At 53.5% G+C, this 26,084-nt stretch carries 22 protein-coding genes, 1 pseudogene and 1 riboswitch; of the genes and pseudogenes, 8 read left to right on the forward strand and 15 right to left on the reverse strand.

The annotated features are described in order from the left end of the window. The first annotated feature begins 108 nt into the window (after nucleotides 1-108). Both ET810_RS09845 and ilvD read left to right on the forward strand, forming a co-directional pair. A complete protein-coding gene (locus ET810_RS09845) occupies nucleotides 109-660 on the forward strand; it encodes a PH domain-containing protein (protein WP_087453834.1) in 552 nt (183 codons plus the stop codon). Between the two features lie 212 nt (nucleotides 661-872). After that, nucleotides 873-2,714, forward strand: coding sequence for a dihydroxy-acid dehydratase (gene ilvD / locus ET810_RS09850; protein ID WP_087453833.1), 1,842 nt, complete (start codon nucleotides 873-875; stop codon nucleotides 2,712-2,714). Between the two features lie 68 nt (nucleotides 2,715-2,782). Here the strand turns inward: ilvD and ET810_RS09855 are convergent, their stop codons facing one another. Then, entirely contained in the window at nucleotides 2,783-4,234 is a 1,452-nt protein-coding gene (locus ET810_RS09855; protein ID WP_087453832.1) for a DoxX family protein, read from the reverse strand. Between the two features lie 89 nt (nucleotides 4,235-4,323). Beyond that, nucleotides 4,324-5,145, reverse strand: coding sequence for an HNH endonuclease family protein (locus ET810_RS09860; RefSeq protein WP_087453831.1), 822 nt, complete (start codon nucleotides 5,143-5,145; stop codon nucleotides 4,324-4,326). A gap of 164 nt (nucleotides 5,146-5,309) precedes the next feature. Here ET810_RS09860 and ET810_RS09865 point away from each other — a divergent pair, with 164 nt between their 5' ends. Beyond that, nucleotides 5,310-6,389, forward strand: coding sequence for a glutathione S-transferase C-terminal domain-containing protein (locus ET810_RS09865; protein WP_134316061.1), 1,080 nt, complete (start codon nucleotides 5,310-5,312; stop codon nucleotides 6,387-6,389). A gap of 112 nt (nucleotides 6,390-6,501) precedes the next feature. Here ET810_RS09865 and ET810_RS09870 read toward each other — a convergent pair whose 3' ends face one another. Continuing rightward, on the reverse strand, nucleotides 6,502-7,392 hold the full coding sequence (locus ET810_RS09870) for a LysR family transcriptional regulator ArgP (RefSeq protein ID WP_087453830.1): 891 nt from the start codon (nucleotides 7,390-7,392) through the stop codon (nucleotides 6,502-6,504). A 70-nt stretch (nucleotides 7,393-7,462) separates the two neighbouring features. On the opposite strand from ET810_RS09870, the gene ET810_RS09875 reads away from it, so the two are divergent. Continuing rightward, on the forward strand, nucleotides 7,463-8,200 hold the full coding sequence (locus ET810_RS09875; protein WP_087453829.1) for a LysE/ArgO family amino acid transporter: 738 nt from the start codon (nucleotides 7,463-7,465) through the stop codon (nucleotides 8,198-8,200). A 51-nt stretch (nucleotides 8,201-8,251) separates the two neighbouring features. Here the strand turns inward: ET810_RS09875 and ET810_RS09880 are convergent, their stop codons facing one another. From ET810_RS09880 to ET810_RS09915, 7 genes and pseudogenes are all read right to left on the reverse strand, one after another. Then, entirely contained in the window at nucleotides 8,252-9,364 is a 1,113-nt protein-coding gene (locus tag ET810_RS09880; protein WP_087453828.1) for an aldo/keto reductase, read from the reverse strand. Between the two features lie 176 nt (nucleotides 9,365-9,540). Continuing rightward, complete coding sequence (gene gatB / locus ET810_RS09885) at nucleotides 9,541-11,046, reverse strand: Asp-tRNA(Asn)/Glu-tRNA(Gln) amidotransferase subunit GatB (protein WP_087453827.1); 1,506 nt, start codon at nucleotides 11,044-11,046, stop codon at nucleotides 9,541-9,543. A 161-nt stretch (nucleotides 11,047-11,207) separates the two neighbouring features. Beyond that, the gene (locus tag ET810_RS09890) at nucleotides 11,208-12,236 is read right to left on the reverse strand and encodes an ATP-dependent 6-phosphofructokinase (RefSeq protein WP_014525642.1); all 1,029 of its coding nucleotides are present in this window, start codon (nucleotides 12,234-12,236) and stop codon (nucleotides 11,208-11,210) included. A 499-nt stretch (nucleotides 12,237-12,735) separates the two neighbouring features. Beyond that, nucleotides 12,736-13,239 carry a hypothetical protein gene (locus ET810_RS09900; protein WP_225870122.1) on the reverse strand — a complete coding sequence of 168 codons (504 nt, stop codon included), beginning with the start codon at nucleotides 13,237-13,239 and terminating at the stop codon, nucleotides 12,736-12,738. 193 nt (nucleotides 13,240-13,432) lie between these two features. Next, nucleotides 13,433-14,484: pseudogene (locus ET810_RS09905) on the reverse strand (ABC transporter substrate-binding protein). A gap of 30 nt (nucleotides 14,485-14,514) precedes the next feature. Continuing rightward, nucleotides 14,515-15,285 carry an ABC transporter ATP-binding protein gene (locus ET810_RS09910; protein WP_134315994.1) on the reverse strand — a complete coding sequence of 257 codons (771 nt, stop codon included), beginning with the start codon at nucleotides 15,283-15,285 and terminating at the stop codon, nucleotides 14,515-14,517. 1 nt (nucleotide 15,286) lies between these two features. Further along, nucleotides 15,287-16,315: a FecCD family ABC transporter permease gene (locus tag ET810_RS09915; protein WP_134315995.1), complete on the reverse strand. Its 1,029-nt coding sequence runs from the start codon at nucleotides 16,313-16,315 to the stop codon at nucleotides 15,287-15,289. A gap of 59 nt (nucleotides 16,316-16,374) precedes the next feature. Continuing rightward, a riboswitch (cobalamin riboswitch) is annotated at nucleotides 16,375-16,569 on the reverse strand. 131 nt (nucleotides 16,570-16,700) lie between these two features. On the opposite strand from ET810_RS09915, the gene ET810_RS09920 reads away from it, so the two are divergent. After that, nucleotides 16,701-17,033, forward strand: a complete 333-nt coding sequence (locus ET810_RS09920; protein ID WP_134315996.1) for a hypothetical protein — start codon at nucleotides 16,701-16,703, stop codon at nucleotides 17,031-17,033. 29 nt (nucleotides 17,034-17,062) lie between these two features. Here the strand turns inward: ET810_RS09920 and ET810_RS09925 are convergent, their stop codons facing one another. Then, nucleotides 17,063-18,511, reverse strand: coding sequence for a DHA2 family efflux MFS transporter permease subunit (locus tag ET810_RS09925; protein ID WP_375167313.1), 1,449 nt, complete (start codon nucleotides 18,509-18,511; stop codon nucleotides 17,063-17,065). A 225-nt stretch (nucleotides 18,512-18,736) separates the two neighbouring features. On the opposite strand from ET810_RS09925, the gene ET810_RS09930 reads away from it, so the two are divergent. Continuing rightward, nucleotides 18,737-19,231, forward strand: a complete 495-nt coding sequence (locus tag ET810_RS09930) for a GNAT family N-acetyltransferase (protein WP_087453822.1) — start codon at nucleotides 18,737-18,739, stop codon at nucleotides 19,229-19,231. A gap of 101 nt (nucleotides 19,232-19,332) precedes the next feature. On the opposite strand, the gene gatA is transcribed toward ET810_RS09930, so the two are convergent. Both gatA and gatC read right to left on the reverse strand, forming a co-directional pair. Next, the gene (gene gatA, locus ET810_RS09935) at nucleotides 19,333-20,817 is read right to left on the reverse strand and encodes an Asp-tRNA(Asn)/Glu-tRNA(Gln) amidotransferase subunit GatA (protein ID WP_134315997.1); all 1,485 of its coding nucleotides are present in this window, start codon (nucleotides 20,815-20,817) and stop codon (nucleotides 19,333-19,335) included. A 4-nt stretch (nucleotides 20,818-20,821) separates the two neighbouring features. Continuing rightward, the gene (gene gatC / locus ET810_RS09940) at nucleotides 20,822-21,115 is read right to left on the reverse strand and encodes an Asp-tRNA(Asn)/Glu-tRNA(Gln) amidotransferase subunit GatC (RefSeq protein WP_013911300.1); all 294 of its coding nucleotides are present in this window, start codon (nucleotides 21,113-21,115) and stop codon (nucleotides 20,822-20,824) included. A gap of 401 nt (nucleotides 21,116-21,516) precedes the next feature. Between gatC and ET810_RS09945 the strand changes: the two genes are divergently transcribed. Further along, nucleotides 21,517-22,179, forward strand: coding sequence for an ACT domain-containing protein (locus ET810_RS09945; RefSeq protein WP_134315998.1), 663 nt, complete (start codon nucleotides 21,517-21,519; stop codon nucleotides 22,177-22,179). A 46-nt stretch (nucleotides 22,180-22,225) separates the two neighbouring features. On the opposite strand, the gene ligA is transcribed toward ET810_RS09945, so the two are convergent. Further along, on the reverse strand, nucleotides 22,226-24,310 hold the full coding sequence (gene ligA, locus ET810_RS09950; protein WP_216605379.1) for an NAD-dependent DNA ligase LigA: 2,085 nt from the start codon (nucleotides 24,308-24,310) through the stop codon (nucleotides 22,226-22,228). A 71-nt stretch (nucleotides 24,311-24,381) separates the two neighbouring features. Between ligA and ET810_RS09955 the strand changes: the two genes are divergently transcribed. Then, nucleotides 24,382-25,080, forward strand: coding sequence for a 3'-5' exonuclease (locus ET810_RS09955; RefSeq protein WP_087453819.1), 699 nt, complete (start codon nucleotides 24,382-24,384; stop codon nucleotides 25,078-25,080). Nucleotides 25,081-25,103: 23 nt separating this feature from the next. On the opposite strand, the gene ET810_RS09960 is transcribed toward ET810_RS09955, so the two are convergent. Then, nucleotides 25,104-26,075: a uroporphyrinogen decarboxylase/cobalamine-independent methonine synthase family protein gene (locus ET810_RS09960; RefSeq protein WP_087453818.1), complete on the reverse strand. Its 972-nt coding sequence runs from the start codon at nucleotides 26,073-26,075 to the stop codon at nucleotides 25,104-25,106. Between the last annotated feature and the right edge of the window lie 9 nt (nucleotides 26,076-26,084).

Raw genomic sequence — 26,084 nt, forward strand, 5'->3', positions numbered from 1 at the left:
GCAGAAGGCGGCACAACCGACGCGGGTACACATAATTCGCGCGTAATAACTCCTTAAAAACTGCGGCAGACAACCCCGTTCATCCCCTGTCCGTTAGGATGTCTTCCCATGAGCGAAAAACCTTCAGCCGGCTCTCCTGCCGATCCCACTAAGTCCCCCGGTGTGCAATCGCCGAAAACAAAAGTTGTTTTCTCCCAGGAGCGCACCCATATCTTGGCGGCTGGCATTATGGCTGCGATGCTTCTCCTTATCATCGGTGCAGCACCGCTCTATCTGTTTTGGCTGTTAGCTTTCCCCGTGCTCTTTATTATCTGGGTGCTCAGAACTAAGACCGTCGTCGACGATTCGGGCATTACGGCTATGTATTTTCTCCAGGCTCCCGCACATGCGGATTGGGAAGACATCCAAGGGATCGAATTCAAGGGATCCCGGGCTATGCTCAAAACCACGCATAAGACCTTTCCGTTACCTGCGGTTACCTTCAACTCACTCCCCCGGCTAGAGGAAGCATCTGCCGGGCGTATTCCCGATGTCTTGTCCCAAGGTAAGAAGGCCGCAGACGATAAAGTTGTCATCGTGCATCGTGACGGCTACCAAGAAATGCTCACAAAAGAAGAGTTTGAACGACGCGAGGCTGCAAAAAATCGCAACGAGTCCTAGCCACAGAGCTTTATGAGATGAGCTATCCTACATAGTAGGAATATTCGATGCAGTCTCATCCACCCATAATGAGACTGCACGAGTCACCTACTTTCCTTGGGTTCCCCGCTAGGAGAGCAGCAGTTGAAACAAGCCTTCACTGCTCTACGCTGCCACGATCTCATCTGGCGCAGCACTACATCTATAGAATCAGCCCACACGTTAGGAACAGCATGTTTCCACTCCGTTCACGCGTCACTACTGTCGGTCGAAATGCCTCGGGCGCTCGCGCTCTCTGGCGGGCCACGGGAACTAAAGAGCACGAGTTTGGGAAGCCAATTGTAACGATTGTTAACTCCTACACGCAGTTTGTTCCAGGCCACGTGCATCTTAAAAATGTTGGCGATATTGTTGCTGACGCAGTTCGGGCAGCAGGTGGAGTTCCCAAAGAGTTCAATACCATCGCGGTAGATGATGGTATCGCCATGGGACACGGGGGCATGCTCTATTCCCTTCCCAGTAGGGAGATTATTGCGGACTCGGTGGAATACATGGTCAATGCGCATACTGCCGATGCCATGGTCTGCATTTCCAACTGCGACAAAATTACTCCTGGGATGCTCAATGCTGCAATGCGCTTAAATATCCCCGCTATTTTTGTCTCTGGCGGCCCTATGGAAGCTGGCAAAGCCGTAGTTGTTGACGGGATAGCGCATGCCCCAACCGATCTAATCACCGCTATCACTGCGTCAGCCAATGAAGCCGTAGACGATGACTCTTTACAGACTATTGAGGAATCTGCCTGCCCTACCTGCGGATCCTGTTCCGGAATGTTTACCGCTAACTCAATGAACTGTTTAACGGAAGCACTCGGGCTTTCTTTGCCAGGCAACGGAACTACGCTGGCTACGCATACTGCACGTAAACGGCTGTTTGAACAAGCAGGCACCATGATCGTGGACATGTGTCAGCGATACTACGGACAAGAAGACAAGTCGGTGCTTCCCCGTAACGTGGCCACAAAAGAAGCATTCCTCAATGCCATGGCCCTTGATATGGCGATGGGCGGCTCAACTAATACGGTTCTCCACACTCTGGCTGCAGCGCAGGAGGGTGAAGTCGATTTCTCACTCTCCGATATTGATGAGCTCTCACACCGGATCCCTTGTTTGTCCAAAGTTGCCCCGAATGGCAATTACCACATCGAGGATGTCCACAGGGCCGGAGGAATCCCCGCCATACTTGGGGAGCTCCACAGGAACGGCCTATTAGAAAAAACTGTCCATTCTGTCCTCTACTCATCGTTGGATGAGTGGCTTGGCGATTGGGATATACGCAGCGATAATCCTTCACAAGAAGCCATCGAGTTATTCCATGCAGCTCCTGGAGGCGTGCGCACCACTGAGGCGTTCTCTCAATCCAACCGTTGGGATTCGCTCGATCTGGACGCCGCCAATGGATGTATCCACGATATTGACCATGCATATTCCGCCGACGGGGGTCTAGCCATTTTGCGTGGCAACCTTGCCCCCGACGGCGCGGTAGTAAAATCTGCCGGAGTCGATAAATCCGTATGGACGTTCTCTGGTCCCGCTCGCGTGGTTGAAAGCCAAGAAGAAGCCGTCTCCATCATTCTGAATAAAGAGGTCCAACCCGGCGACGTGGTGGTGATCCGCTATGAGGGTCCCTCTGGTGGTCCCGGCATGCAAGAGATGCTTCACCCAACCTCATTCCTTAAAGGTGCTGGCCTGGGCAAAGCATGCGCACTGATTACCGATGGTCGCTTCTCAGGAGGCACATCAGGCCTATCAATCGGCCATATCTCTCCTGAAGCCGCTCATGGCGGGCTCATCGGTCTGATCGAAAATGGTGATCAGATCACGATTGATATTCAGAAGAGGCTGTTGCGCCTGGATGTGACTGAAGATGACATCGAGCGGCGTCGTAAAGCTATGAATTCACGAGAAAAACCGTGGGAGCCGCAAGACCGTCAGCGCCCCGTGTCCAAGGCGCTGCGTGCATACGCCAAAATGGCGACGTCCGCAGACAAAGGCGCAGTGCGTCACGTAGATTAGCAAGTACACAAGCAAAGACCCTGACCTCCGAAAACCTGGAGATCAGGGTCTTTAGTGCTTTTCTTGGTTTAGACCAGCGGGTTTACGGCGGCGCCGAACCACCACAATGCCACGGCTCCAGCGATGCCTAAGACGGCAAAGACCCACGAGCTAGCGAGTGGCCGTTTAGCCCAACTCCGACTTACGTCAAAGGAAATAAGACCAGGGCCGGTGAATTGCAGCACCAGCGAGATAGTGGTGAGGAAGAACGCAAACCAGATGGAGTTATTAAGACCAATCAGATTCAGCGAATCCGCGCTCGCAATATGGTGCACGGTGAGGAATGACGTCACAACAGTAGCCACAGCAGCAGCGACTGGTGTGAGCAGACCAAAGACGAGGAAAACGCCCGCCGCCAATTCCATAGCCGGGACGGCAACAGCCAACGTGCTGGCGTAAGCGTAGGAAGAGAACTGATCCTGCAGGCCGTTTATTCCTCCAGAATTCCCCATCGCAAAGAACACTTGAACGGCATCCAAAATCAGCCAAGCGCCAAAGACTACGCGCAGCACAAGCAAACCAAAATCGATTGTTCCGCGTTTGGCCGCAACGGCAACAGCGTGTGCGTCTACCGGTTCCGGCTGCGGTGCCGCTGGTGCAACCGCAGGTGCTTGCTCAACCGGGGATTCAGCAAAGGCGGTAGTAGCCGGTGCTGATACCGGCGCCGGCGTTACTACTGGGCTTGTCGACGGCGCAGGCTGCGCAGGTGGTACCGGAGGCACAGCGGGTGCGAAATCCTCATCCCTATAAGCCGCCCGCTCAGTAGGAGCAGGATCGCGGTATATCGAGGTGGGAGCGTCTGAAGCAAGCGGTTGGCTATGACGTTGAGTGTCTCGCCCCAGGGTTGTTGTCTTCTCTTCTCCTGGAGTTTTAGGAGTGACAGGCCTAGCGACGGAGGCAGCCGCGGCCGCTGGAGCTGCCGGCGCAGCACTAAACACAGTGGTTTTGTCTTCCGCAGGTGCAGGCTGCTTTGCCACGGTCTCTGTGCTAAAAGAATCCGTGGGCGGATGCTGCACCTTTGCTTGAGAAACCACCTCTGGTGCCACGGCGGGCTTAACGTCTGTGGCATCAGTCTTAGAAGCTAAAGGCTTCTGCGACACAGTAGTAGGCTCATCGGCTACTACCTTTTCTGTAACACGAGTCGGCTCCACGCGAGGAGAATCCGACACTGCTTCCGGTATGGATTCTTTGTGAGAGGTAGCGTCGACACGCTCTTTCTTCTCCGCAGGGCTCTCTACGTGCGGAGGCTGCACACTCGCAGGCTCAGGGGCAGCATTGCTTCGCGCTGAGGGTTGAATCGACTGGGGTGCCACGCGTCCCGCACGTTCATAAAGGCTCTTGGCGGGATCTACAGTTTTTTGTGAAGGTTCTTGAGGCGCTTCTGGAGACTCTTCACGTGGCGATGACGCGGAGGGGGCTTGGTACGTGGGAATCTCGTCGTCAAGATCGCTGGCGCGGTCGGGCTTGGCATTGTCGTTCATGCGCCCCAGAATATGCGAAAATGTTGAAGAAGATGGGAAGTCCTCGGCGCGCCCGGACGCTAAATTTTAGAAGCATCCGGGCGGATAGTCTAGGAACAGGACTTCAATGCTCCCGCTAAGGCAGCTTTTTCTCGGGTTGTTACGGTGAGCGCATATGTGGACTTTACTCGGATCTGGCGCTGTGCGTACTCGCATGTGAATGCTTTATTTGATGGCATCCATTGGTCTGCAGTTTTTGCTTTCTTAATGCGGTTTGCTTCTAGCGACGTAGCCACCAAGTTGATCGGATCGTTGGCAAAGTTGCGGCGCTTTTGTTCATCCCATGTGTATCCTCCGGCGTACCAAGCGTTGGCCAGCGGAACGATGTGGTCGATGTCTACGCCGTGCGTTTTCTTTCCGCCGCGGACAAAGTCAATGGTGCTACCGGTATAAGGATCGACCAGTTTTCCTTTTTCTATGATGCAATCCCTGGTCTTATTCCGAACAACTATGTCGGTGAGGTCTCGACGCAGGATGTCGTTTCTAGTGTCACATCCGTTATGTCCCCCTTCAACGTCCACGTCATCGCTCCACGCTTGACCAAATTGGTCCCGGCTGTATACCGGCTTACCTCCGAGAGCATCGTCGATGGGGAGCGATTCCAACGTTGCAGCGTCGGCAGTTGCCGCAAAAGTTTCCGGGACGATCCCTTCTTGAGGCACCTCTTGAGCAGGGAGTGGCTGTGCATCAATGAGAGGTAGGGGCGCATCCTGCGAGTCTGCTGCCCCGGCGTTGGATACCCACTGGCTAAAAGCGCCTGTGAGGTTTCCAGAGAACAGGCCAAGGCTGGTTACTATCGCGAGGGAAAGGATCGTCGCACGCATAAACGCTCGTTTTATTGCGCGGGGCAGGTTATTGGGCTTCATATTCATAATGATTTAAACGTAACAGTCCATGCTAACGATTGCATGTAAAAAATCTCACACCTTTAGGCAAACCTTATCACGAATTTAATATTAAAAAATCTATACTTGATGACATGTCACCAGCACCCTTGCAGCCCAGTTCCGCAGCAGACAACCCAGAAAACACCGCCATGCACAAGAAAGACTTCGACGGCTACGAAAGCTACACGTCCAAAGACGACAACGGAGAATTCCAACGCGACACCCACTATATCGACGATCGCATCCTCGCCACCGTTGACCACCCCACGCCACAAAAAGACGGTCGAACGTTCTGGCCTGTTGAGCCGGGATGTTACCGTCTCATCGCAGCCCGAGCCTGCCCGTGGGCGCACAGGGCAGTAATCACGCGCCGCCTAAAAGGTCTTGAAAATGTCATTTCCCTTGGGCTAACAGGACCAACCCACGATTGGCGCTCGTGGACGTTTGATCTCGACCCAGGAAAAGTTGACCCCGTCCTAGCCATACCGAGGCTTCGCGACACCTACCTCAAACGATTCCCCAATTACCCACGTGGGATCACCGTTCCGGCGATCGTCGAGATTGCTTCAGGAAAAGTCATCACCAACGATTATCCCAGCATGGTGCCCGATCTTAACGACCAATGGTCTGCCTATGAGCGTCCCGGCGCGCCAGACCTCTACCCAATAGAGCTGCGCAAAGACATCGACGCCATAACAAAGTTTATGTTTACCGAGATCAACAACGGGGTCTATAGGTGTGGATTTGCGGGGAGTCAAAAAGCTTATGATGCGGCCTACGATCGCCTTTTCTCGGCCCTCGACACCATCGAAAAGCGACTCTCTTCTCAGAGATACCTCATAGGACGTCACATTACGCTCGCAGATATCTACCTTTACACCACCCTCATCAGATTCGACGCGGTGTACCATGGGCATTTTAAGTGCAATCGCAATAAAATTACGGAAATGCCCATGATCTGGGGATATCTACGGGATCTCTTTCAAACCCCCGGGTTCGGCGACACCACGGACTTCCACGAGATCAAGCAGCACTACTACATCACTCACGCCGACATAAACCCCAATCAGATCGTGCCTAAGGGCCCCGACTTTGCCCAGTTTTTCACAGAGCATCATCGGGAAGCTTTCGACGGCACACCTTTCCGTGAAGGTGTTTCACTCCCCACTCCACTCTCCTACTCAGAGCGTCTAAAAAATCCCGTACCAGGACAGGCACACATTCTTTAAGAGACTTCCGCTATAGACACAGCACTTTCCGATAGTGTCGTGCCGTTCCCGCTAACCAGTCTTTCTCATGTGCGCGGATATTCCTATCGCTTTCGCCAACTCGTCATACCCATTACGCCGTGCGACTCATAGGACGCAATACCTGCGACGCTGCAGAAATGACCGATTCCGTAAGTCGGTCAAGGGACGGCGACTCTAGCCGCCACCTCTGCCAATACAGCGGCACTTCAAAAACAGTGGAATCTAGCATGACCACTTCACCGCTTTCCAGCAAAGGCGTAGCCTGCGATTCCGGTAGTAGCGCCCACCCCAACCCCACTCGAGCCGCCTCAAAGAAAGCTTCTGCCGAAGGTATTTCAGACACCCGACGCCGACGCGGTACTTGGCATAACCTGCGTTCAAGATCTTTATCTTGCAATGCATCCCGTGGGCCGAAACGCAGCACCGGCATCGTATTCCAGTCCACTGTCCCATCTTGATGTGTGTAACGGTCTAGAAGCCATGGGTTTGCCACGGATACGTAATGGAATGCCCCCAGAGCAATCGATTCACAACCCGATGCAGCTTTAGCCTCACCGGTAACTGCACCGAGCACATCTCCACGTTTGAGAAGGTCGAGCGAATAAGCCTCGTCATCGACCCGAACATGCAAGGTAGCCGAGTCCCACCGTGCGACGTCGGCAAGCACTGGTTTGAACCACTCTGAAAGCGAATCCGCGTTAACTGCCACGGTCAGCGGAACACGGTCAATACGCTCGTGGAGCTGTGCGTTTGCCTCGGCCTGTAGTAGTTCCATTCTGCGCGCAGTTTGGAGCAGAATCTCGCCAGCATCGGTGGGAGTAGGAGGCGATGTTCTACGAATGACCACCCGGCCGATGTCCTTCTCTAGCGCCTTGATTCTCTGACTTACCGCGGACGGCGAGACCCCCAAAATGGAGGCTGCATCTTCAAAGCTTCCCTCGTCTATGATCGCGGACAATGTTTGCAGGTGAAGTGGGTTCATGAAGCTATTCTAAACCAAGTGTAAAATCATTCATTTTACTTAACCTTACTGCACGGTGCATTCTTGAGATATGAGTATTGCAATCGCTGGATTCCTGATGGGATTGTCCCTTATCGTTGCCATCGGCCCGCAAAATGCTCTCATTATTAGACAGGGCGTCAAACGTGAGGGCGTCCTGGCCGTGCTTCTGGTCTGCATCATTTCCGATGTCATTTTGATCTTTGGCGGCACAGCAGGCGTTGGTGCGCTGGTAGAACGCGCACCTATAGCCCTCGTGGCGTTGAAGTGGCTCGGCGCCGCTTATCTCTTGTACTTCGGCATTAGCTGTTGGAGAGATGCTCTTAAACGGCGTGGCGACGCCCTCACGGTGGAAGAATCTGAACCCGAGTACGCCGAGAGCTCCGAAATGCATTCCCGGCAGCACGGCAACTCTAGCCTGATCACTGCGCCTAAAACGCGCCTAGGAAAGCCTTCACGACGATCCACGGAACAGCAGAACACGGCACACGACGCCCACCGCCCCTGGGTTAAACCCGCCTTAGCAGCGCTTGCTTTTACGTGGCTTAACCCTGCCGCCTACATCGACGTTTTAGTAATGCTCGGAGGCATCGCCAATCAGCACGGTGAGACTGGGCGTTGGGTCTTCGCTGCCGGAGCTCTAGCGGCTAGCTTTGTGTGGTTCCCATTCATCGGGTTTACTTCACTCCGCTTTGCGCATGTGCTTGCCCGTCCAACGGTCTGGCGCTACATCAACGTTGCCATCGGCGTGATCATGTTCATCATGTGCTTCCGCCTGCTGATGCACTAACAACCGTATAAGGGAAGAAGGCAGGCACCTTCTTCCCTTCACATTATTTTGCTAAGAGTCAGACTCCGAACCGTGAGTTTTCGATTTCGTTGCCCCAGCCCAGATGTTGATTCCGCCGTCGTTAGCAATCGTATCGATTTCATTGAGCTCTTCAGTGGTAAAGCTCAGATTATTAAGCGCATCAATGTTCTGATCTAGCTGTTCAACCGAGGAAGCTCCGATCAATGCACTAGTAACGGTCTCTATTCCGTAATCTCCTTGCTCCCTCAGAACCCATGCGATCGCCATTTGTGCAAGGGTCTGTCCGCGTCGCTTTGCAATCTCATTGAGCTTGGACACCATCTCTAGGTTGCTAGGAGAAAGCATGTCCGTTCCCAAAGACTTCCCAGCCGCGGCACGCGAGTTTTCCGGAATTCCATCCAGGTAACGGTCAGTCAGCAGCCCCTGAGCCAGAGGGGAAAACGCGATAACCCCGAGGCCAGAATCAGCAGCAGATTCCAGGAGAGAGTCCCCGTCTTCACCAGGTTCTTCCACCCAACGATTCAAAATGGAATAACTCGGCTGATGGATAAGCAGCGGGCATCCCTCTTCTGCCATCATCGCCGCAGCCTCACTAGTCAGCTCTGCACCGTACGATGAGATCCCCACATAGCGAGCCTTACCCGAAGCCACAATATCGCGCAGCGCATATACGGTTTCCTCCAACGGGGTGTCCGGGTCCGGGCGATGGTGATAGAAAATATCCACGTGTTCTAGGCCCAGTCGAGATAAAGAAGCATCCAAAGAATCCATCAGATACTTCCGTGATCCTCCGAAGCTATAAGGGCCTGCCCCCATATTCCAGCCGGCTTTGCTTGAGATCACTATCTCATCGCGATACGCCTTGAGGGCCTCCGAAAAAATCCGACCAAAATTTTTCTCCGCAGATCCTGCAGGAGGGCCGTAGTTGTTGGCCAGATCAAAGTGAGTAATTCCCCGATCAAACGCACGATGAACAATCGCACGCTGTGTTGCTAGCGGCTTGTCATCTCCAAAGTTATGCCAGAAACCGAGACTGATAGCAGGAAGCCGCAGACCCGACTGCCCGACAATCCGGTATTCCATATCCTTGTAGCGATCCGCAGCAGGAACGTATACAGGTTCTGTTTCTCTTGAATATGTCATGCCTACCAGTGTGCGCTCACACACCGCTCGTTGTCGAGGAAAAATACAACACCCTAATTTAAGCCACTGACCAAGCACAATGAGGCGTGCCACGATGTGCTAGCAAAAATCTACTAGCTACTGTGGTACGCCTCTTTGTGTTTTAGCAGCGCGGAAGCATTGCTCCTTTAGCTCAATTAGGCAAGCTTCTCCGCGATGAGCTTATTTACTTGAGCCGGGTCAGCTTTGCCTCGGGTAGCCTTCATCACTGCTCCGACGATTGCACCTGTAACCTTGGTGTTTCCAGCCCGGTACTTTTCTACGATATCGGGATTAGCAGCCAATGCTTCTTCGACAGCCTTTTCAATCGCACCATCGTCACGCACAACTTCCAAACCACGAGAAACAACAACCTGGTCAACGTCGCCTTCGCCGGCAAGAACGCCGTCGACAGCCTGGCGAGCCAACTTATTTGTCAGCTTTCCTTCTTTAACCAAAGCAGCTACGCGAGCAACCTGCGCGGCGCTAATAGGCAAAGCGTCAAGGTCTATTCCTTGCTCATTTGCTTTCTGCGACAAGTAAGCAACCCACCAGGAACGCGCCTCTGCAGGCGTTGCCCCTGCATCTACAGTTTCTACGATCAGATCAAGCGCGCCTGCGTTGACCAGATCACGCATCTCCTCGTCTTTAAGATTCCACTCCTGCTGGATACGCGAACGACGCACCCAAGGAAGTTCAGGAAGCGTCGAGCGGATTTCCTCCACCCACTCACGCGGTGCGATAACCGGTGGGAGGTCGGGATCGTTGAAGTAGCGGTAGTCTTCAGCTGTTTCTTTAGGACGACCCTTGGACGTAGTTCCGTCGGTTTCTTGATAGTGGCGCGTCTCCTGATCAATCGTCCCGCCATCTTCCAACACCTGAGCCTGACGCTGCATCTCAAAGCGCACTGCCTGCTCAACGGACTTCAAGGAGTTAATGTTCTTGGTCTCGGTGCGCGTACCAAATTCGACGGTTCCAACGGGACGCAGCGACACGTTAGCATCACATCGCATCGAGCCCTGATCCATGCGAGCATCAGAAACGCCCAAGGCTTTCACCAAATCCCGAAGCGCCCCTACGTACGCACGCGCAACTTCTGGAGCTCGCTCTCCGGCGCCTTCAATTGGCTTGGTAACGATCTCGATGAGTGGGATACCTGCACGGTTGCAGTCGACGAGCGAAGCTGTAGCTCCGTGAATACGTCCGTCGGCACCGCCTAGGTGAGTCAGCTTTCCGGTGTCCTCTTCCATGTGCGCGCGCTCAATCTCCACGCGCCACGGGGTGCCATCGTCCAGCACAACATCCAGGTAGCCGTCGTAAGCGATGGGCTCGTCGTATTGCGAAATCTGGTAGTTCTTTGGCTGGTCTGGGTAAAAATAGTTCTTACGAGCAAACCGTGAGGATTCTGCAATCTGGCAGTTCAGTGCAAGACCGATCTTGATAGCCCACTCAACGCCCTTGGCATTAACCACAGGCAATGCACCTGGCAGTCCTAGGGAAACTGGATCAACGTTCGAGTTAGGCTCGGCACCAAAATGCGCCGAGGGGGCAGAAAACATTTTAGTTTCAGTGGCCAACTCCACGTGAACTTCAAGGCCCATGACAGGGTCGAATTTCTCCAGGACCTCATCAAAGTCCATCAGGTCATACATTGCAGCGGTCATGACTCGAAATTCTAGTTCATCGCTACCGTTAATGGTTCATTGAGGTTGCCAGAACGAGGCTCTCCATGCTCGCGCTTGGAATCTGCGCAACGTTCACAGCCCAACAGGGTAAAACAATGGCCCTTCCTACTCGAAAAACAGGAAGGGCCACCACGAATGTTTTATCCAAAGAGTGCTCTAGCAGTCCGATACCGGGCCTCAGGAACTACCTTCAAAGTTCCTACGGCTTCTTCCAAAGGAATCAGATCAATATGCTCACCGTGGAGTGCCACCATCTTGCCAAAATCCTGTGTATGGCATGCACGAGCAGCGTGTACACCATATCGAGTTGCCAAGACGCGATCATAGGCAGTTGGGGTGCCACCACGTTGGATGTGCCCAAGCACAGTGGTGCGCACATCGTGTCCCAGACGCCTCTTGATCTCTTCTCCGATCACCTGACCGATGCCATTAAAGGTTTGATGTCCAAACTGATCCACGCACCCTTGGTCAAAGCTCATCGTCCCTTCCTTAGGCAGGGCACCCTCAGCAACGACAATAATTCCGTACTTCTCCCCCATTTGGAAACGACGTTCCATTGCCTTACAGACTTCATTGATGTCAAAAGGCTGTTCTGGAATCACTGTGTAGTGAGCTCCACCTGCCATTCCGGCGTGCAGCGCAATCCACCCGACATGGCGTCCCATCACTTCCACGATCATCACGCGATTGTGGGATTCTGCTGTGGTATGGAGTCGATCAATGGCATCGGTTGCTACCGACACTGCTGTGTCAAAACCAAAGGTGTAATCGGTACCGTTGACGTCATTGTCAATGGTTTTTGGCACACCCACCACAGGAATTCCGTTATCGGAGAGCCATTGGGCTCCTTTTAGTGTGCCTTCGCCGCCTATGGGAATCAATGCGTCAATTTCGGCGTCTGCCAGATTCTCTTTGATTTGTTCAAGCCCCGCTTTGAACTTATCTGGGTGAAGACGACCAGTTCCCAAGATCGTTCCGCCGCGCAAAAGAATACGATCAATATTTTCATCATCGTAAAGTTGAATGCGCTTGTCTTCCATGAGACCAACCCAACCGTCCTCATATCCCACAACGGTAGAACCGTATTCGGAACACGTGCGGACGATACCGCGGATAACAGCGTTGAGTCCAGGGCAATCGCCACCGGAGGTTAAAGTCGCAATTCGCATAGGCTTCAGTCTAGTCCTTCCCTGCCACTTTTGTGTTTGTTTATGCCCGCACGGAAACCCTTGATCCTCTTTTTGTTGCGAATACCCTTGAGCCTGTGGGATTTATCACCTGCTAAGAGTCCCCCATGAAGTCCTGAAGTCCGCACAAGATTTTAAGAGCTGCCACAGCCAGATTGCAATAGCTGCTTCAGCGCGTCCACATATTCCTCGTATTTCAGCGTCCCCTTATTCTGTAAGAGACACCCACACAACGTCTTTAGAACGACTGGACCCATAATCGCGAAACCTACGTACATATCCCACAGACTCAAGAAAGTTTAATTGCTTGGATAGCGATGATTCGCTCAAGCAGGTAAGCTTCTGAAGCTTAGAAAACTTCATCTCATTACGATCAGGAATCGCTTTTGCTGCCCACAAAGTGGCACAGATTTTTGTCCGCGGCACAGTATGTAAATACCGATCCAGCGACACAGGGCTCACAGCTTCCGACGACTCATTGTCACAACATCGCTTCCGAGTACTTGGCAAACCAGAATATGGCCACACCACTCAACAGCGTCGCTAGGGTAGCGCCCGCAACAATGCTGAAATCTCGTGCCGCAGAGACAAGAAGAGGGCTCAACACAAGCACCATGTACCCTGCCTGCATCCGCTTCCTCTGCCCAGGTGGAACGTCGTAAAACCAATTTTGTTGCATTGGCTTTCCGCTACCCCGCACGGCATGCCGGACTCCTCGAGTCCGATAACTGTACACGGATGAGGCACGGAAGATGGCCAAAAAGAAGAAAAGCACAGCGATGCTCAACCAAGGAGTACCAATGAGTCGAGAATAAAGAATGGCTAAGAACGACGCCCCTACTAGACTCTTCCTCCACCGGGGAGAGCTTGCTGAGACTTTGTGTTGAGCATCTTCAGCAGTAGTAAGAAGTTCGTGCAGGTCCACTTCTGGTTGCTGGAGCTCTTTATGTACACCTCCAGCTCGCGAGACTTGTTTGTCGCTCATAGCATCTTCCCTCTGCGTAGATTGTGGGTATGTAGCTCCTTGCCGCGCATTGGGTCAGCTACACAGCACTATTCCTCGCAACACATAAAAGGGCGAGGAATCCTCGCCTAAAACGTTACTTTCCCTGATGGAAAACGTACAGAGTTTCCATCAGGGAAAGTAATCAAAAGCAATCAGGAGGCGTTCAGATGCTTTAAGAAACAAACTCCTGGCCAGCTACAGAGCTAGGAAGTGTCAGCTTTGGAGTCATCTCAGACTGTGGAGCAAGGTTGAACTTTTCTAGGCCCTTACGCACATGCTCGGCGGCATCGATGTTGAGGTAACCTGAGGTCCACATTGTGTACGGCAAGTTGATAAAGCGATTCTCTTTTACCGCGGGAAGGTTCTTGGTCGCAGGATTTGCGCGGAGCTCTTCTACTTTTTCGTTGAACTCCTGACCTGGATAATCCACAAAGACAAAAGCATCCGGGGTAGCAGAAGCGATCTTTTCCCAGCCCACGCTGGTCCAGGTGTCCTCGATATCACCTGAAGCATTCTGGGCGCCTGCGGAGCACCAAACTTTCCAGAGGTGTAAACAGCATCGCCTCTTCCGGAGTCAAAGACGAAAACATTCGGCTTCTTATCCGCTGTCTTGAGCTTCTTCAAGGACTCAAGTCGATCAGTAAGGTCTTTCACCGAGGATTCTGCTGTTTCCTTGTTATTATTGGTGATGGCTCCGATGTTGGAGATGTCCATCTGGACAGCTTCCCATGGGTCATAGACCCCACGCTTATCTGATCCACTCTGCTTGCAGGACTCGCTCAGAATATAGGAAGAGATCCCCTGTGCTTTCAGGGATTCAGGAGTGAGATTCTTTTCCTCAGAAAAGCCATAATTCCAGCCTGCCATAAAGACGTCCGGATGCTTTGCCACCACGGCCTCCAGGGAGGGGTAATCCTTGGAAGTTTCGTTCAGAGAGTCAACGTGCTCGCCAAACTTTGCGCGCAGAATCTCCTTGTCACGCTGCAGTGAGCTGACATATTTGATCTTGTCGCTGGCGCCTGCGGCAAGCGCAATAGAGATGATGTTGCCATCATTGACAAAGAGCTCATTAGCCTTGTCAAAGGTCACTTCCTCACCACAGTTGGTGACGGTCACACCACTAGTTTTTGCGGCAGTCGACTCTTTAGCAGAATCGGAGGTAGCGCCTCCACATGCGCTAAGAACAAGGGAAACCCCAAGAATTGGGATAATGGCTTTCTTCATGGTCATGCTCCTTAAAAAAAATAGGAATTTTTAGAGTGAATCAATGATGACGTGGGAGCGGCTGGCACCAGGGTGCCGGGTGACAAATGCTTCCACTTCAAAGACTTTGCGCAAGTTCTCCGGGATCAGCACACTTTCCGGAGGCCCTGAAGCAACCACACCACCGTGATCAAGAACCACCACGTGATCAAAATGGCTCATCGCTAGATCAAGGTCATGAACCGTTGCAATAATCGTGCGCCCAGAGTCTCGTAGCACTTTGAGCAGGTGCAGCTGGTGGTGCACATCAAGGTGGTTGGTCGGCTCATCAAGAAAAATGAGATCCGTGCCTTGCGCAAATCCACGAGCAAAAAGCACTCGACGGCGCTGCCCACCAGAAAGCGACGCGCATTCCATCGCCGCACGGTCCTGCAAGCCAACAAGTTGCAATGCATCGTTGACCAAGCGCGTCTCTTCCTTGGAATCGAACTGCCACACTTTAGTGTGCGGGAGCCTACCCAGGCAGACTGCTTCTTTTACGGTCAAATCTCCAGGAGGTGTTTCCTCCTGTCCCACAAAAGTGAGCGTCTTTGCTCGCTGTTTTGACCGCATGGAATACACGTCAACATCGTCTATGAAAACCTTGCCGGCATGTGGTTTCCGGATTCCGGCAAGGACGCGCAAAAGAGTTGACTTTCCCACTCCATTGACGCCAACTATTGCGGTCATGGTGCCGCTGTCCACTGCAAAGTAAACGTCTCGGAGCAATAATACTGTCCGGTCAAATCCACACGCAACGCCTGCTGCTTGAAAACGTGTCATTTTAGTCCTGGCCCCCAAAATGATAGTTCTTTCTTCCCATAAGAATCAGGAAGAGCGGTGCGCCGACAACCCCTGTTACCACGCCCAACGGGATCTCCTGTGGCGGAGCAGCAATCCGGGCAAGTACGTCAACCCAGACCATAAAAAGCGCACCGAACACTGCAGCGATAGGCAAAAGACGACGATGAAGTGAGCCAACCAGTATCCGCGCCAGATGCGGAATTACTAGGCCCACAAATCCGATGCCTCCAGCCACAGCGACCATGCCGCCTACGAGGAGAGCTTGGACAAAAAACAGGCCTTGGCGCAGCAGCCCTACCCGAACACCCAAAGCGGCGGCGGTGTCGGGGCCTGCGGCAAGAGCGTCCATCTGGCGGTTACATAGCATCAAAATAATAAAAGCCACAAGCACCACGACTGCCGGTATGAGGAGCTTGTTCCATTGTGCTCCGGCTACTGATCCGAGCATCCAAAACATCACGCCTTGCGCAGCACGAGCATCAGGCCCCTTGAACACCAAAAAGCTAGCAAGCGCGGAGAAAGCGGAAGACAGAACCACACCGGAGAGGATGAGGCGCAGTGGCGTCAGCCCTCCTTGAGCGATAGTCACCGCATACACAGTTAACGTGGCCACAAGTGCACCAATCAAAGCCCCAGCTGAGAGTGAATAAAGGCCAAAGCCACTCAAGACGCCAAAGACGAGCACTGCGGTTGCACCTACGCTCGCGCCGGAAGAAATACCAAGCAGATACGGGTCAGCCAACGGATTTCGGACAAGCGTTTGCATTGTTACACCGGCAAGAGCCAAGCCTGCTCCCACAATAAGTGCAAGCAAACCACGAGGTGCACGAAGCTCCCAAACCACTGCGTCTACCGCTTGATCGGAGTAGGTCTCCCCTGCAAGGTGCTGACGTACTACTTCCCATATTTCCGAGCGCGAATAATCAACCGACCCAAAAGATAAAGACACCACAAAGCTCAGTGCCGCTAGTCCTACAATGATGAGGAAAAGCGCTGGAGTGGCAGGCAATTTTACGCACTACAAGACCCACTTGAGTCGGTCTGCCCGCCTAAATCGCGAGGCGGCAGAACAAGTCTGCTGACTAAGCCGGTCTTCGGACTTAGATACTCAAACCCACAATTACCGCCCTTCCCAGGAATCCAAACCCCAGTGGTATTTCAAGGTAATTGCAGTTGTATCCTCACCGCTGCGCGCCAGTTCTGGTTTTGCACCAGATTCCCGATGTGGCGCTGCCGCCACTCACTCAGTCACTGAAAATCTTCTTCAGTATAAATAGCAAGATACTAAGAAACCGAATCTCTCACTGGGACACCCCGACGCAAAAGCTTCTCGACGCCCCTCTCCTACCAATCGCTCACGTCGCACGAATATCTCAGCCTGTAGCATGAGCACCATGGCACAATTTATGGGTTTTGACATCAAGCCTCCTGCGGAGGTCACTACGTCTGCGGTCGTTGCTAGTGGTCTGATAGGAGGTTGGCTTACTGCCCGCGAGACCGGCATACGGCCACTCGGTGGCGCGGTCCTTGCGGCTGCAGGTGTGTGGGCTGGGCGCTCGTGGTGGGCAAAAGGCGGAGTCCTCCTGACGTCCGCTCTTGCGGCAACCTACATTGGAGCATTCGGACTTAGCCATCCGCTTGCGAAAAAGATCGGCGCATGGCCAGCGGTTCTCACGGTTACTGCTGCAACCGCAACCGCTTCCTACGCGCTATCAGACACCCGTTAACCACATTCCGGCTGCCTCCCCAAGGTTGACTAGCTATTATCCTTGGCCAAAAGGGCAGAAATAATACCGATGATAAGGAATCCCGCTCCCAACAGCACGGCTTCACCGTAGGCCACGCTTGGGCTCGCTACCATGATTCGCCATTGCAATACTGCCCCGATAGCCGCTGATCCCATGACCGATCCGATCTGGCGTGTGGTGTTGTACACGCCAGATCCCACTCCCATGTGATTCAACGGGAGGTCTCGCATCGTCGATGTAGAGTTGGGCGACCATACAAACGCGTTGCCAAATCCATAGATGATAAACGCAAGAAGAACCCAATAAACGGAAACCTCAAGAATCATCACGAGTGCAACGCTTCCAAGCCCGATGGCCATCGTCGTAAAGCCAAAAGCAGCGATATTATGCGGCGAACGTTTATCTGAAAGCTTGCCGATGAACGGGGAAAATAGCGCAGAAATAAGTGCTTGGGGGACTAAAAATAGGCCCGCCTGAAAGGCCGATAACCCGTGTACCTGTTGCAAGAACAACATGATTGGCAAAGGGGTGCCCGCAATAGCAAAGCCCATAGCGATGATGCCGATGTTTCCCAGTGAAAAATTGCGGATCGAGAAGAGAGACAACGGCATCAAAGCGTCTTTGCCTGCTTTTTCCGCACGTTCCTGCTGATAAACAAACAGCACGGCAACCACAAGTCCTACTACGATAAGGACCCAAATCCACCAGCTCCAACCAGCGTTTTCGCCTTCTTGGAGAGCAAACACAAGAGAAAACACGGCGACAACAGAGAGCACCATGCTCATGCCGTCAATGCTGCGATTGGTCGGACGCAACCGTGGGACAAGACGGATAACAGACCATACTGACACGATCCCGAGTGGAACGTTAATAAAAAAGATCCATTGCCAGCCAAACGAGGCCGTAATAAAGCCGCCGAGGATAGGACCAGTGAGAGTGGCCAAACCGGCTACGCTTCCCCATGCTCCCAACGCCGTACCACGGCGTTCACGAGCAAACATCCGGTTAATGAGGCTCATAGTCTGCGGAGTTAGAAGAGAAGCTCCAAAGCCTTGCACCGCGCGGGCGATGATCAACGTGATCATATTCGGAGCAAAACCGCACGCCAGAGAGCTGAGCGTGAACACGACCATTCCAGCAACATAGACATTTCGTGGACCAAAGCGATCGCCAAGACGCCCCGTGATAAGGAGAGGGACAGCGAAGGTGAGGAGATACGCTGACGTAACCCAAATGACCTCGTTATACGATGCCCCTAGCTCTTTTTGCAGCACTGGGGTAGCAACCACCACGATGGTTTGATCAAGCAGAATCATAAAAAAGCCAACGCACAATGCAATCAGTGCCGGCCACGCTTCTTTTTCTGGAAGCGGCATGGTCGGATACTGATTCGATCCTTGTGCACTGCGCATCCCGGCATCAGGATCAGCGTATGTGTCACGAGATTCGACGCTCATAGGACGTTCCTTCTTTCTATGAACCTGGGCTATTTTTCTGGCTCCGTATAGCGAGCACCCGGTGATGATAGAAGAAGAAAACCCCCAGCTCTGCGCCGTTAACCACCTTTTTCCTGCGGATACAGCATTCACAACAGAACCTGAAGGCTATCTGAGCGTCTTCTATGTTGATGCTCATTGCTTGTCCCACAATACACCGCGACGCTACGTATAGACTGTGCTGTCATGACCGAACAAAATATTGTTCTCGTCCCGACTCGTGAGGCTGACCGCACCTATATTGCGCGGCTCAACTTTCTCACGGACGTTTACGGTGATGAAGGCTCCGAGCTAAGCCAAAACTTTATCAACGACACATATTTTTATCTCGATCACTGGGACCCCACAGATGGCGGCTTTATCGCCTGGGACGATAACAGGATCCCTGCTGGTGGAGCTTGGCTGCTGTGGGGAACCTCAGACAACCACGGCTACGGTTACGTCAGCGAGGAGATCCCCGAAGTTGCTATTGCCATCGAACCGAGGTTTCGTGGCACAGGCGTAGCCTCTCTCCTACTCAAGGCCGCCATAGCGTTAGCCCAAAGCCTAGGCGCACCAGGAATTTCACTCTCCGTGGATAAAGCAAACACCAGGGCTCACCAGGTGTATTCGCACCTCGGATTCTCAGAGGTGACCTTTGATCAGGCATCAGGATTTTATGTGATGCAGATCTTGTTCTAATGCATCCATCGCGCAACACCTTAGGCATTAGATAAGAAAGACCCCTTTCCGCACTCAGCGCATTACGCTGAGCAAAGAAAGGGGTTGTGGCGCAAAAGCAGTTACTTGCGACCTGCTTCAAACGCGGCGCCTACCTTGTACAGGCGGTCATCGCAGAATGCCGGTGCCATGATCTGCAAGCCCACGGGCAACCCTGTGTCTTTTGCCAATCCCGCAGGAACAGACATTCCGCACAGGCCGGCAAGGTTCAACGGCAGGGTGCACAAATCAAAGTTGTACATAGCCAAGGGATCGGAGATTTTCTCGCCGAGCTTAAAGGCAGTGGTCGGTGTAGTTGGGGAAACCAAGACGTCGCACTTTTCATAGGCCGCAGCAAAATCTTGAGCGATGAGGGTACGTACGCGCTGTGCTTGCAGGTAATACGCATCGTAGTAGCCCACAGAAAGTGCATAGGTTCCCAGAATAATGCGGCGCTTTACCTCGGGGCCGAATCCAGCCGCACGAGACAGCGACATGACTTCATCCGCCGAATGCGATCCGTCGTCGCCTTCGCGCAGACCGTAACGCATGCCGTCGAAACGCGCCAGGTTGGAAGAAACCTCGCATGGCAGGATCAGGTAGTACGCTGCCAGGGCATCATCAAAGTGCGGGCAATCGACTTCCACGATCTCTGCGCCCTGGGAGGTGAGCTGTTCCACTGCGGCGTGGAATTGCTCCAGCACTCCCGGCTGATAACCGTCGCGGTCGAATTGCTTAACCACGCCAATTTTCACGCCGCTTAGATCTCCGTTTGCGCCTTCTCGTGCTGCTGCTACCACAGGAGCAACTGGGAGGTCTACGCTGGTAGCGTCGTATTTATCATGGCCTGCAATAACTTCGTGGAGCAGAGCTGTATCTAGAACGGTTCTCGCGGTTGGGCCGCTTTGGTCTAGCGACGATGCGCAGGCTACCAAGCCGTAGCGAGAGACAGTGCCGTAGGTTGGCTTCACTCCCACCGTGTTGGTTAGGGCTGCCGGCTGGCGGATCGAACCGCCCGTGTCGGTGCCTATACCGAGTGGCGCCTCACCGGATGCAAGAGCTGCGGATGTACCGCCACCGGAGCCGCCTGGTGTGCGGTCGATATCCCATGGGTTGCGGGTCGGGCCATAAGCGGAGTTCTCCGTGGAGGAACCCATCGCAAACTCATCCATGTTGGTCTTGCCCAAAATCGGGATACCTGCGGCACGGAGTTTCTGGGTAACGGTTGCGTCATAAGGCGCAACGTAGCCTTCCAGCATCTTTGAGGCGCACGTGGTGGGTGCATCCGTGGTAACAAAGACATCTTTGAGGGCAATGGGAACACCGGCGAGTGCGGATGCCGGAGCTTCTCCACGGTCCAACGCAGCGTCTACCTCGTCGGCAGCAGCAAGGGCTTCCGCAGCACCCACATGCAAGAACGAATTAAGGGTGAGGTCGACCTCAGCAATGCGGTCAAGATGAGCTTGGGTGACTTCACGGGAGGTGACCTCACGGGAATGAATCTTCTGGGCGAGTTCCGCAGCAGAAAGTGATGTGAGTCCGGACTCCGGTACTAGATAATTGGTCATCGGACTACTCCCCTAGAATCTGTGGAACGACGAAGCGCTGTTGGTCAACAGCCGGAGCCTGATCAAGAGCCTGCTCTGGAGTCATAATCTGTTCAATTACGTCTTCACGCATGGTGGTCTTAATCGAGTGCGGGTGGCTCATCGGCTCTACACCCTCTGCAGCGACTTTTTGAACAGCGCTCACGTTACCGATGATGCCGTCAATTTGCGCTGCAAAGCGGTCGAGTTCTTCGTCAGTCAACGCCAAGCGCGACAACTTGGCCAGGTGTGCGACTTCATCGCGCGAAATCTCAGGCACTTTTCGTCGATCCTTCTCACATTGGGTGCTAATTAAAACGTGTAAATCTCCATGCCATGCTCTGTCAGCACGAGGTCATTGTCATTCTTAAACATACTACTGCACAGCTCCTCTACTTCAGCATCTGCACCGTACTATCCCCAGGAAACCGCTTGTGGCTTTCCCCATGCGCCTTAAGACATTTCATTCACCGGTTTTCCATAGCGCAGGATTAATAGGAATTTCCCTCATAGAATCGATAAACATTGTGAATAGTGTCCCCTAGAAGGCCATCGCATAACATAGACAACGTATTATTATCGGCGCCTAGTATTTGATAGGTATTTTCCGAATCCTCCCTGTCCGCAGTGTCGGACTTATGTTGTTAACGGAGCTGCGCCCTAGAAAGGCGATGATTGTTCATGTCCTACCTCATTCGTGTTCATATCCCCGATGCACCAGGTAGCCTCGGACGTTTAGCAGAGGCCATTGGGCTTGTCGATGGCAATATTTCCTCCGTAGACGTCGTCGAGTCTTTTCCCGACGGCACCGTCATGGACGACATGGTGGTCGAGCTTCCTGCAGGCACGATGGCGGATGCTTTGATCACTGCCGCGCACGAGGTAGAGGGCGTAGACGTCGATTCCATTCGCCCGTTTTCCGGCCGCGTTGATCGTCGTGGGCAAATCGCAATGCTGGCATCAGTTGCCGGAGCTAATACACATTCTGATTCTCTGGCAAAACTCGTTAACAATATGCCGCAGGCGCTTACTTCAACGTGGGCAGTGCTTCTCGACGTCCACGGCGGAGTCACGCGCGTCACCGCTTCTATTGCCGCCCCTGAAGACGACGGTTCCAGCCCTGACATAGTCCCCATTGAACAAGCGCGCACACTCATTCCCGAGTCCGAGCCGTGGATCCCACAGTCGTGGGGGCTCCTGGATTCCTCGCTTGCTGCAGCCCCGCTCATCGGGACCAACCTTGTGCTTGTCATCGGGCGCGTGGGCGGCCCAGATTACCTCAGCAGCGAGGTAGAACACCTAGGAAACCTGGGAACGCTCCTCGGCAGAATTCTGAATAAATAAAACAGGTGTAGAGAGCACCTCCCTCGCTGCTCTCTACACCTAGCGGTTATACCGATCCGTTTTCTAGTAGTCGGATAAACCCAGCTTCATCGAGAATGATGAGTCCGAGTTCTCGTGCTTTGGTTTCCTTAGAACCAGCGTTTTCTCCGACAACAACATAGTCGGTTTTTTTAGATACCGATGTCGATGCCTTACCGCCACGGCTAATAATGGCTTCTTTGGCAGAATCGCGACTAAAGCCTTCCAAAGAACCAGTAACAACAACGGTCATGCCCGCCAGCGTCTGCTCCGGTAGTTGAGAGGTCTCTTCGGCCATAGTCACGCCGGCTCGTGCCCACTGTTCTACGATGTGAACGTGCCAATCGACCTCAAACCAATCCTTGAAGCTTTGTGCGATGATGGCACCCACGCCTTCGGTATCAGCAATTTCTTCCGCGCTGGCTGCGCGCAATGCGTCCATAGAGTGATAACGGGCGGCTAGGGCTCGGGCAGCGGTGGGGCCAACGTGCCTAATAGATAATGCAACAAGCACCCGCCAGAGGTCAGCTTTTTTCGATTGCTCTAAGTTGGCCAGAAGCTTGGAACCAGTCGCGTTCAACGTCTTCTTCTCAGTCGTGTACACACGAGTCTTCAGCAGATCTTCTTCTGTGAGGTCGAACAACCCGGCTTCGTCGATAAGCACGCCCGTCCGGATAAGATCCTCTGCCGCTTTTTCCCCCAAAGCCTCAATGTCAAAGGCGCCGCGTCCTGCAAGATAGGTTAAACGTGCGCTGAGCTGGGCCGGACATGACTGCGAATTGGGACAGCGCCAGTCCGCATCGTCTTCTTTTTGTGGGGCGAGTCGGGTGCCGCAGGTAGGGCACAACGTGGGGAAAATGAACTCGCGTTCAGTCCCATCTCGCTTTTCTGCTACCGGTCCAAGGACCTCTGGGATCACCTCGCCTGCCTTGCGGATCACCACGGTGTCTCCTATGAGGACACCTTTACGCTTTACTTCCGTTTGGTTGTGCAGCGTTGCCATGGACACAGTAGATCCGGCAACAAAGACGGGGCGCATAACAGCGAAGGGAGTAACTCGTCCGGTCCTTCCTACTCCCACCTGAATGTCTAAAAGTTCCGTGGTGACTTCTTCTGGCGGATATTTGTAGGCGATAGCCCAGCGAGGGGCTCTGGCTGTAGCACCCAATGCCCGCTGCTCTGAGATGCTGTCCACCTTGACCACAACACCGTCCATCTCATGGGCTGCGTCGTGACGATGTTCCGCCCAATAAAGAACCTTTTCCTGTACCTCTGCTGCCGAGTGAACCAGTTCGGTATAGGGAGACACAGGCAATCCCCACGCCGCCAACGCCTCGTATGCGTGATACTGCGACGCTGGGGTAAAGCCCTGCGTTGCACCAAGCCCATGACAGATCATCCGAAGCCGGCGTTTTTTCACGGCCTCAACGTCTTTTTGCCTCAATGAGCCGGCAGCGGCGTTGCGCGGATTGGCAAAGGGCTTTCCCCCCTCTAATTGACGTTGCTCGTTAACCGCAGCAAAGTCTTCTACAGCGATGAACACTTCGCCTCGAACTTCCAAGAGTTCGGGAACAGGGAACTCTGCGTTTTCGCTAAGCTGATGCGGCACATCCGCAATCACTTTTGCGTTTTCCGTGACGTCTTCGCCTATCCGACCGTCGCCCCGGGTAGCCGCACGCCATAATTTCCCCTCACGGTAGATGAGATCCAGTGAGAGTCCGTCGATCTTTAGCTCGGTAAGATAAGACTGCGCCGGAGTTCTTTGGAGCCAGTCGGAAAGCTCCGCAGCGTCAAACACGTTATCCAAGCTCATGAGACGTTCCAGGTGCTCTACGTTATTAAAACTAGAGCCTAAAGCCACAGGGGCTCCGACTTCTAGCGTAGGGCTGTCTGGGACTGCGAGCTCGGGGTGTTCCTCTTCAAGCCTTTGGAGTGTCCGAAACAGTGCATCAAAGTCTTGGTCACTGATCTCAGGTGTGCCGTTGTAATACGCATCACGGTGATACCGTACTTGCTCGGCGAGTTCGTCCCATTGTCTGCGGAGTTCGATATTGGAATCAGTCACGCTAGCTAGTTTATCGTTGGTACTTAACTTCAGCGGCTTCTGACCCATATACAGCCCTTCATCGCTCATGAGCCACCGGGTTACACCGCGCGTTGAAGGGATTGTCTAGGGTGTGAGTCATGAACTCTCTTGACCCCAATGTTGCTGTCTTTGATCCCATGAAAGTCTTAAGCTTTGATCTTGAGACCACCTCTGCGAATCCCCATGAAGCTCGCATCGTGTCCTCTGCACTCGTCAAGATCGACAGCAATGGTGCCCACCCACAGGAACTTCTGGCAGACCCTGGAATAGAAATCCCCGAGGAAGCCGCAAAGGTTCACGGCATCACCACGGAATATGCACGCGAACACGGACGCCCGCATGAAGAAGTGCTACAGGAAACCGTAGCCGCCATCCAACAGGCGTGGGCTGACGGGCTTACGCTCATTGTTTATAACGCTGCGTATGACCTCACGGTGCTAAGAAAGCTCACTGGTGATTTTGTTGTTACCGGCCCAGTGTTTGACCCTTACGTCATGGATAAGGCCCTCGACCGGTTCCGTCGAGGCAAGCGCACGCTCACAGATCTCTGCCAGCACTACAACGTGCGTTTAGATAATGCCCATGAGGCTACCTCCGATGCACTAGCAGCGGCACGCATAGCGTGGGTCCAAGCAAATCGAAACTTCAAAGAGGAGATTTCGCAAAAATCCCTCAACGAGCTCATGGAATTCCAAGCCGTCGAATACTATGAGTTTCAGGCAAACCTCAAAAACTTTTTTGAGGGCAAAGGCAAAGACGCATCCTCTGTCAATACGTCCTGGCCGATGCAGGGCTGAACGCCTCCGCTAGCCCGCTAAGACTAAAGATCGCCTGCGTCGCGCTGCAGAATCTCCTCGACCTCCCGCAACGTGGCCAAATCATGGGCCACATCCACGAGAGTTGTGTCAATCCTAGGAGCAGATTGGGTTATGTCGGCGTGTGCCAAGGCATGACGCTCTATACCGAGTTCGTCGTAGAATCTGGCCACAGCGATAGCAAGATCGCGGGCGTGAGCGCCATAAAGCCCTAAGCCAGCGCGCATTCCCGACGCAAGTGCTTCCCCGAAGGCGTCGAGAAGCCTCGTTCCTTTAACGCGAGTAGGAGAGATGAGGATTTGATCTACCGCTGCAAGAACAGCAACGTCCACATTGGGTTCCCTGCCGGTCTCGTTGAGTAACACCAGGTCTACGTTCTCGCCACGCACCGCTTCTGCAATGCCGGCAAGCCGTTCCCCTAGATCTTTGGGGTGAACGGCTGGGATCGTATCAAAATCACTCGTGCCCTGGATCTCCCCACGGCGTAATGCAGAAAGCACTGGTTCATCGATCTGTATGCGGATGCGAGCGTCGAAACGCTTATGTAAGTCGGATACGTGTTCCCTCACTCCATGTGTCAGAGCCTCTGTGATGTCTCTCAGTGCACCCGAATCAGTGACAGCTCGATGCCCATTGGGCAATTCCATATGAGTCGCCAAGGTCCAAGGGCCCAGCACTTGCGCTTTGAGCGCAGGGGCGCTTCCCCACTGTTCCTGCATGTGGTCCAGGTCTTCTTCCATGCGATCCCAGATCCGGTGAGTAAGCAGTTGCGGTCGCGCGCTCAGACGCCAGGACCTCGGCCCTTTTTCTACCGGAAGATCGGGCATCAACGTACATGTCCGGCCGACCGCATCGGATCCCAACCCGCGACTGGGAAGCTGCGGGAGCGCTCTCATGTCCCCCGTTTCGCCCGCAATAACATCTGCAGCATCGATAATGCTCGTACCAGGCATAGGACCTAAAGCGAATGTTGCCATAGAAAATCT

The organism is Corynebacterium silvaticum, assembly GCF_004382825.2.
Lineage (GTDB): Bacteria > Actinomycetota > Actinomycetes > Mycobacteriales > Mycobacteriaceae > Corynebacterium > Corynebacterium silvaticum.

Excerpts from the sequence above, each read along its gene's own strand:
- ET810_RS09870 (WP_087453830.1), bottom strand. The coding sequence starts at position 7,392 with ATGAACCCACTTCACCTGCAAACATTGTCCGCGATCATAGACGAGGGA.
- ligA (WP_216605379.1), bottom strand. The coding sequence starts at position 24,310 with ATGGGTCAGAAGCCGCTGAAGTTAAGTACCAACGATAAACTAGCTAGC.
- ET810_RS09960 (WP_087453818.1), bottom strand. The coding sequence starts at position 26,075 with ATGGCAACATTCGCTTTAGGTCCTATGCCTGGTACGAGCATTATCGAT.
- ET810_RS09900 (WP_225870122.1), bottom strand. The coding sequence starts at position 13,239 with ATGAGCGACAAACAAGTCTCGCGAGCTGGAGGTGTACATAAAGAGCTC.
- ET810_RS09845 (WP_087453834.1), top strand. The coding sequence starts at position 109 with ATGAGCGAAAAACCTTCAGCCGGCTCTCCTGCCGATCCCACTAAGTCC.
- ET810_RS09955 (WP_087453819.1), top strand. The coding sequence starts at position 24,382 with ATGAACTCTCTTGACCCCAATGTTGCTGTCTTTGATCCCATGAAAGTC.
- ET810_RS09930 (WP_087453822.1), top strand. The coding sequence starts at position 18,737 with ATGACCGAACAAAATATTGTTCTCGTCCCGACTCGTGAGGCTGACCGC.
- ET810_RS09855 (WP_087453832.1), bottom strand. The coding sequence starts at position 4,234 with ATGAACGACAATGCCAAGCCCGACCGCGCCAGCGATCTTGACGACGAG.
- gatB (WP_087453827.1), bottom strand. The coding sequence starts at position 11,046 with ATGACCGCTGCAATGTATGACCTGATGGACTTTGATGAGGTCCTGGAG.
- ET810_RS09875 (WP_087453829.1), top strand. The coding sequence starts at position 7,463 with ATGAGTATTGCAATCGCTGGATTCCTGATGGGATTGTCCCTTATCGTT.
- ilvD (WP_087453833.1), top strand. The coding sequence starts at position 873 with ATGTTTCCACTCCGTTCACGCGTCACTACTGTCGGTCGAAATGCCTCG.
- ET810_RS09910 (WP_134315994.1), bottom strand. The coding sequence starts at position 15,285 with ATGACACGTTTTCAAGCAGCAGGCGTTGCGTGTGGATTTGACCGGACA.
- ET810_RS09920 (WP_134315996.1), top strand. The coding sequence starts at position 16,701 with ATGGCACAATTTATGGGTTTTGACATCAAGCCTCCTGCGGAGGTCACT.
- ET810_RS09945 (WP_134315998.1), top strand. The coding sequence starts at position 21,517 with ATGTCCTACCTCATTCGTGTTCATATCCCCGATGCACCAGGTAGCCTC.
- ET810_RS09925 (WP_375167313.1), bottom strand. The coding sequence starts at position 18,511 with ATGAGCGTCGAATCTCGTGACACATACGCTGATCCTGATGCCGGGATG.
- ET810_RS09880 (WP_087453828.1), bottom strand. The coding sequence starts at position 9,364 with ATGACATATTCAAGAGAAACAGAACCTGTATACGTTCCTGCTGCGGAT.
- ET810_RS09860 (WP_087453831.1), bottom strand. The coding sequence starts at position 5,145 with ATGAATATGAAGCCCAATAACCTGCCCCGCGCAATAAAACGAGCGTTT.
- ET810_RS09865 (WP_134316061.1), top strand. The coding sequence starts at position 5,310 with ATGCACAAGAAAGACTTCGACGGCTACGAAAGCTACACGTCCAAAGAC.
- gatA (WP_134315997.1), bottom strand. The coding sequence starts at position 20,817 with ATGACCAATTATCTAGTACCGGAGTCCGGACTCACATCACTTTCTGCT.
- ET810_RS09890 (WP_014525642.1), bottom strand. The coding sequence starts at position 12,236 with ATGCGAATTGCGACTTTAACCTCCGGTGGCGATTGCCCTGGACTCAAC.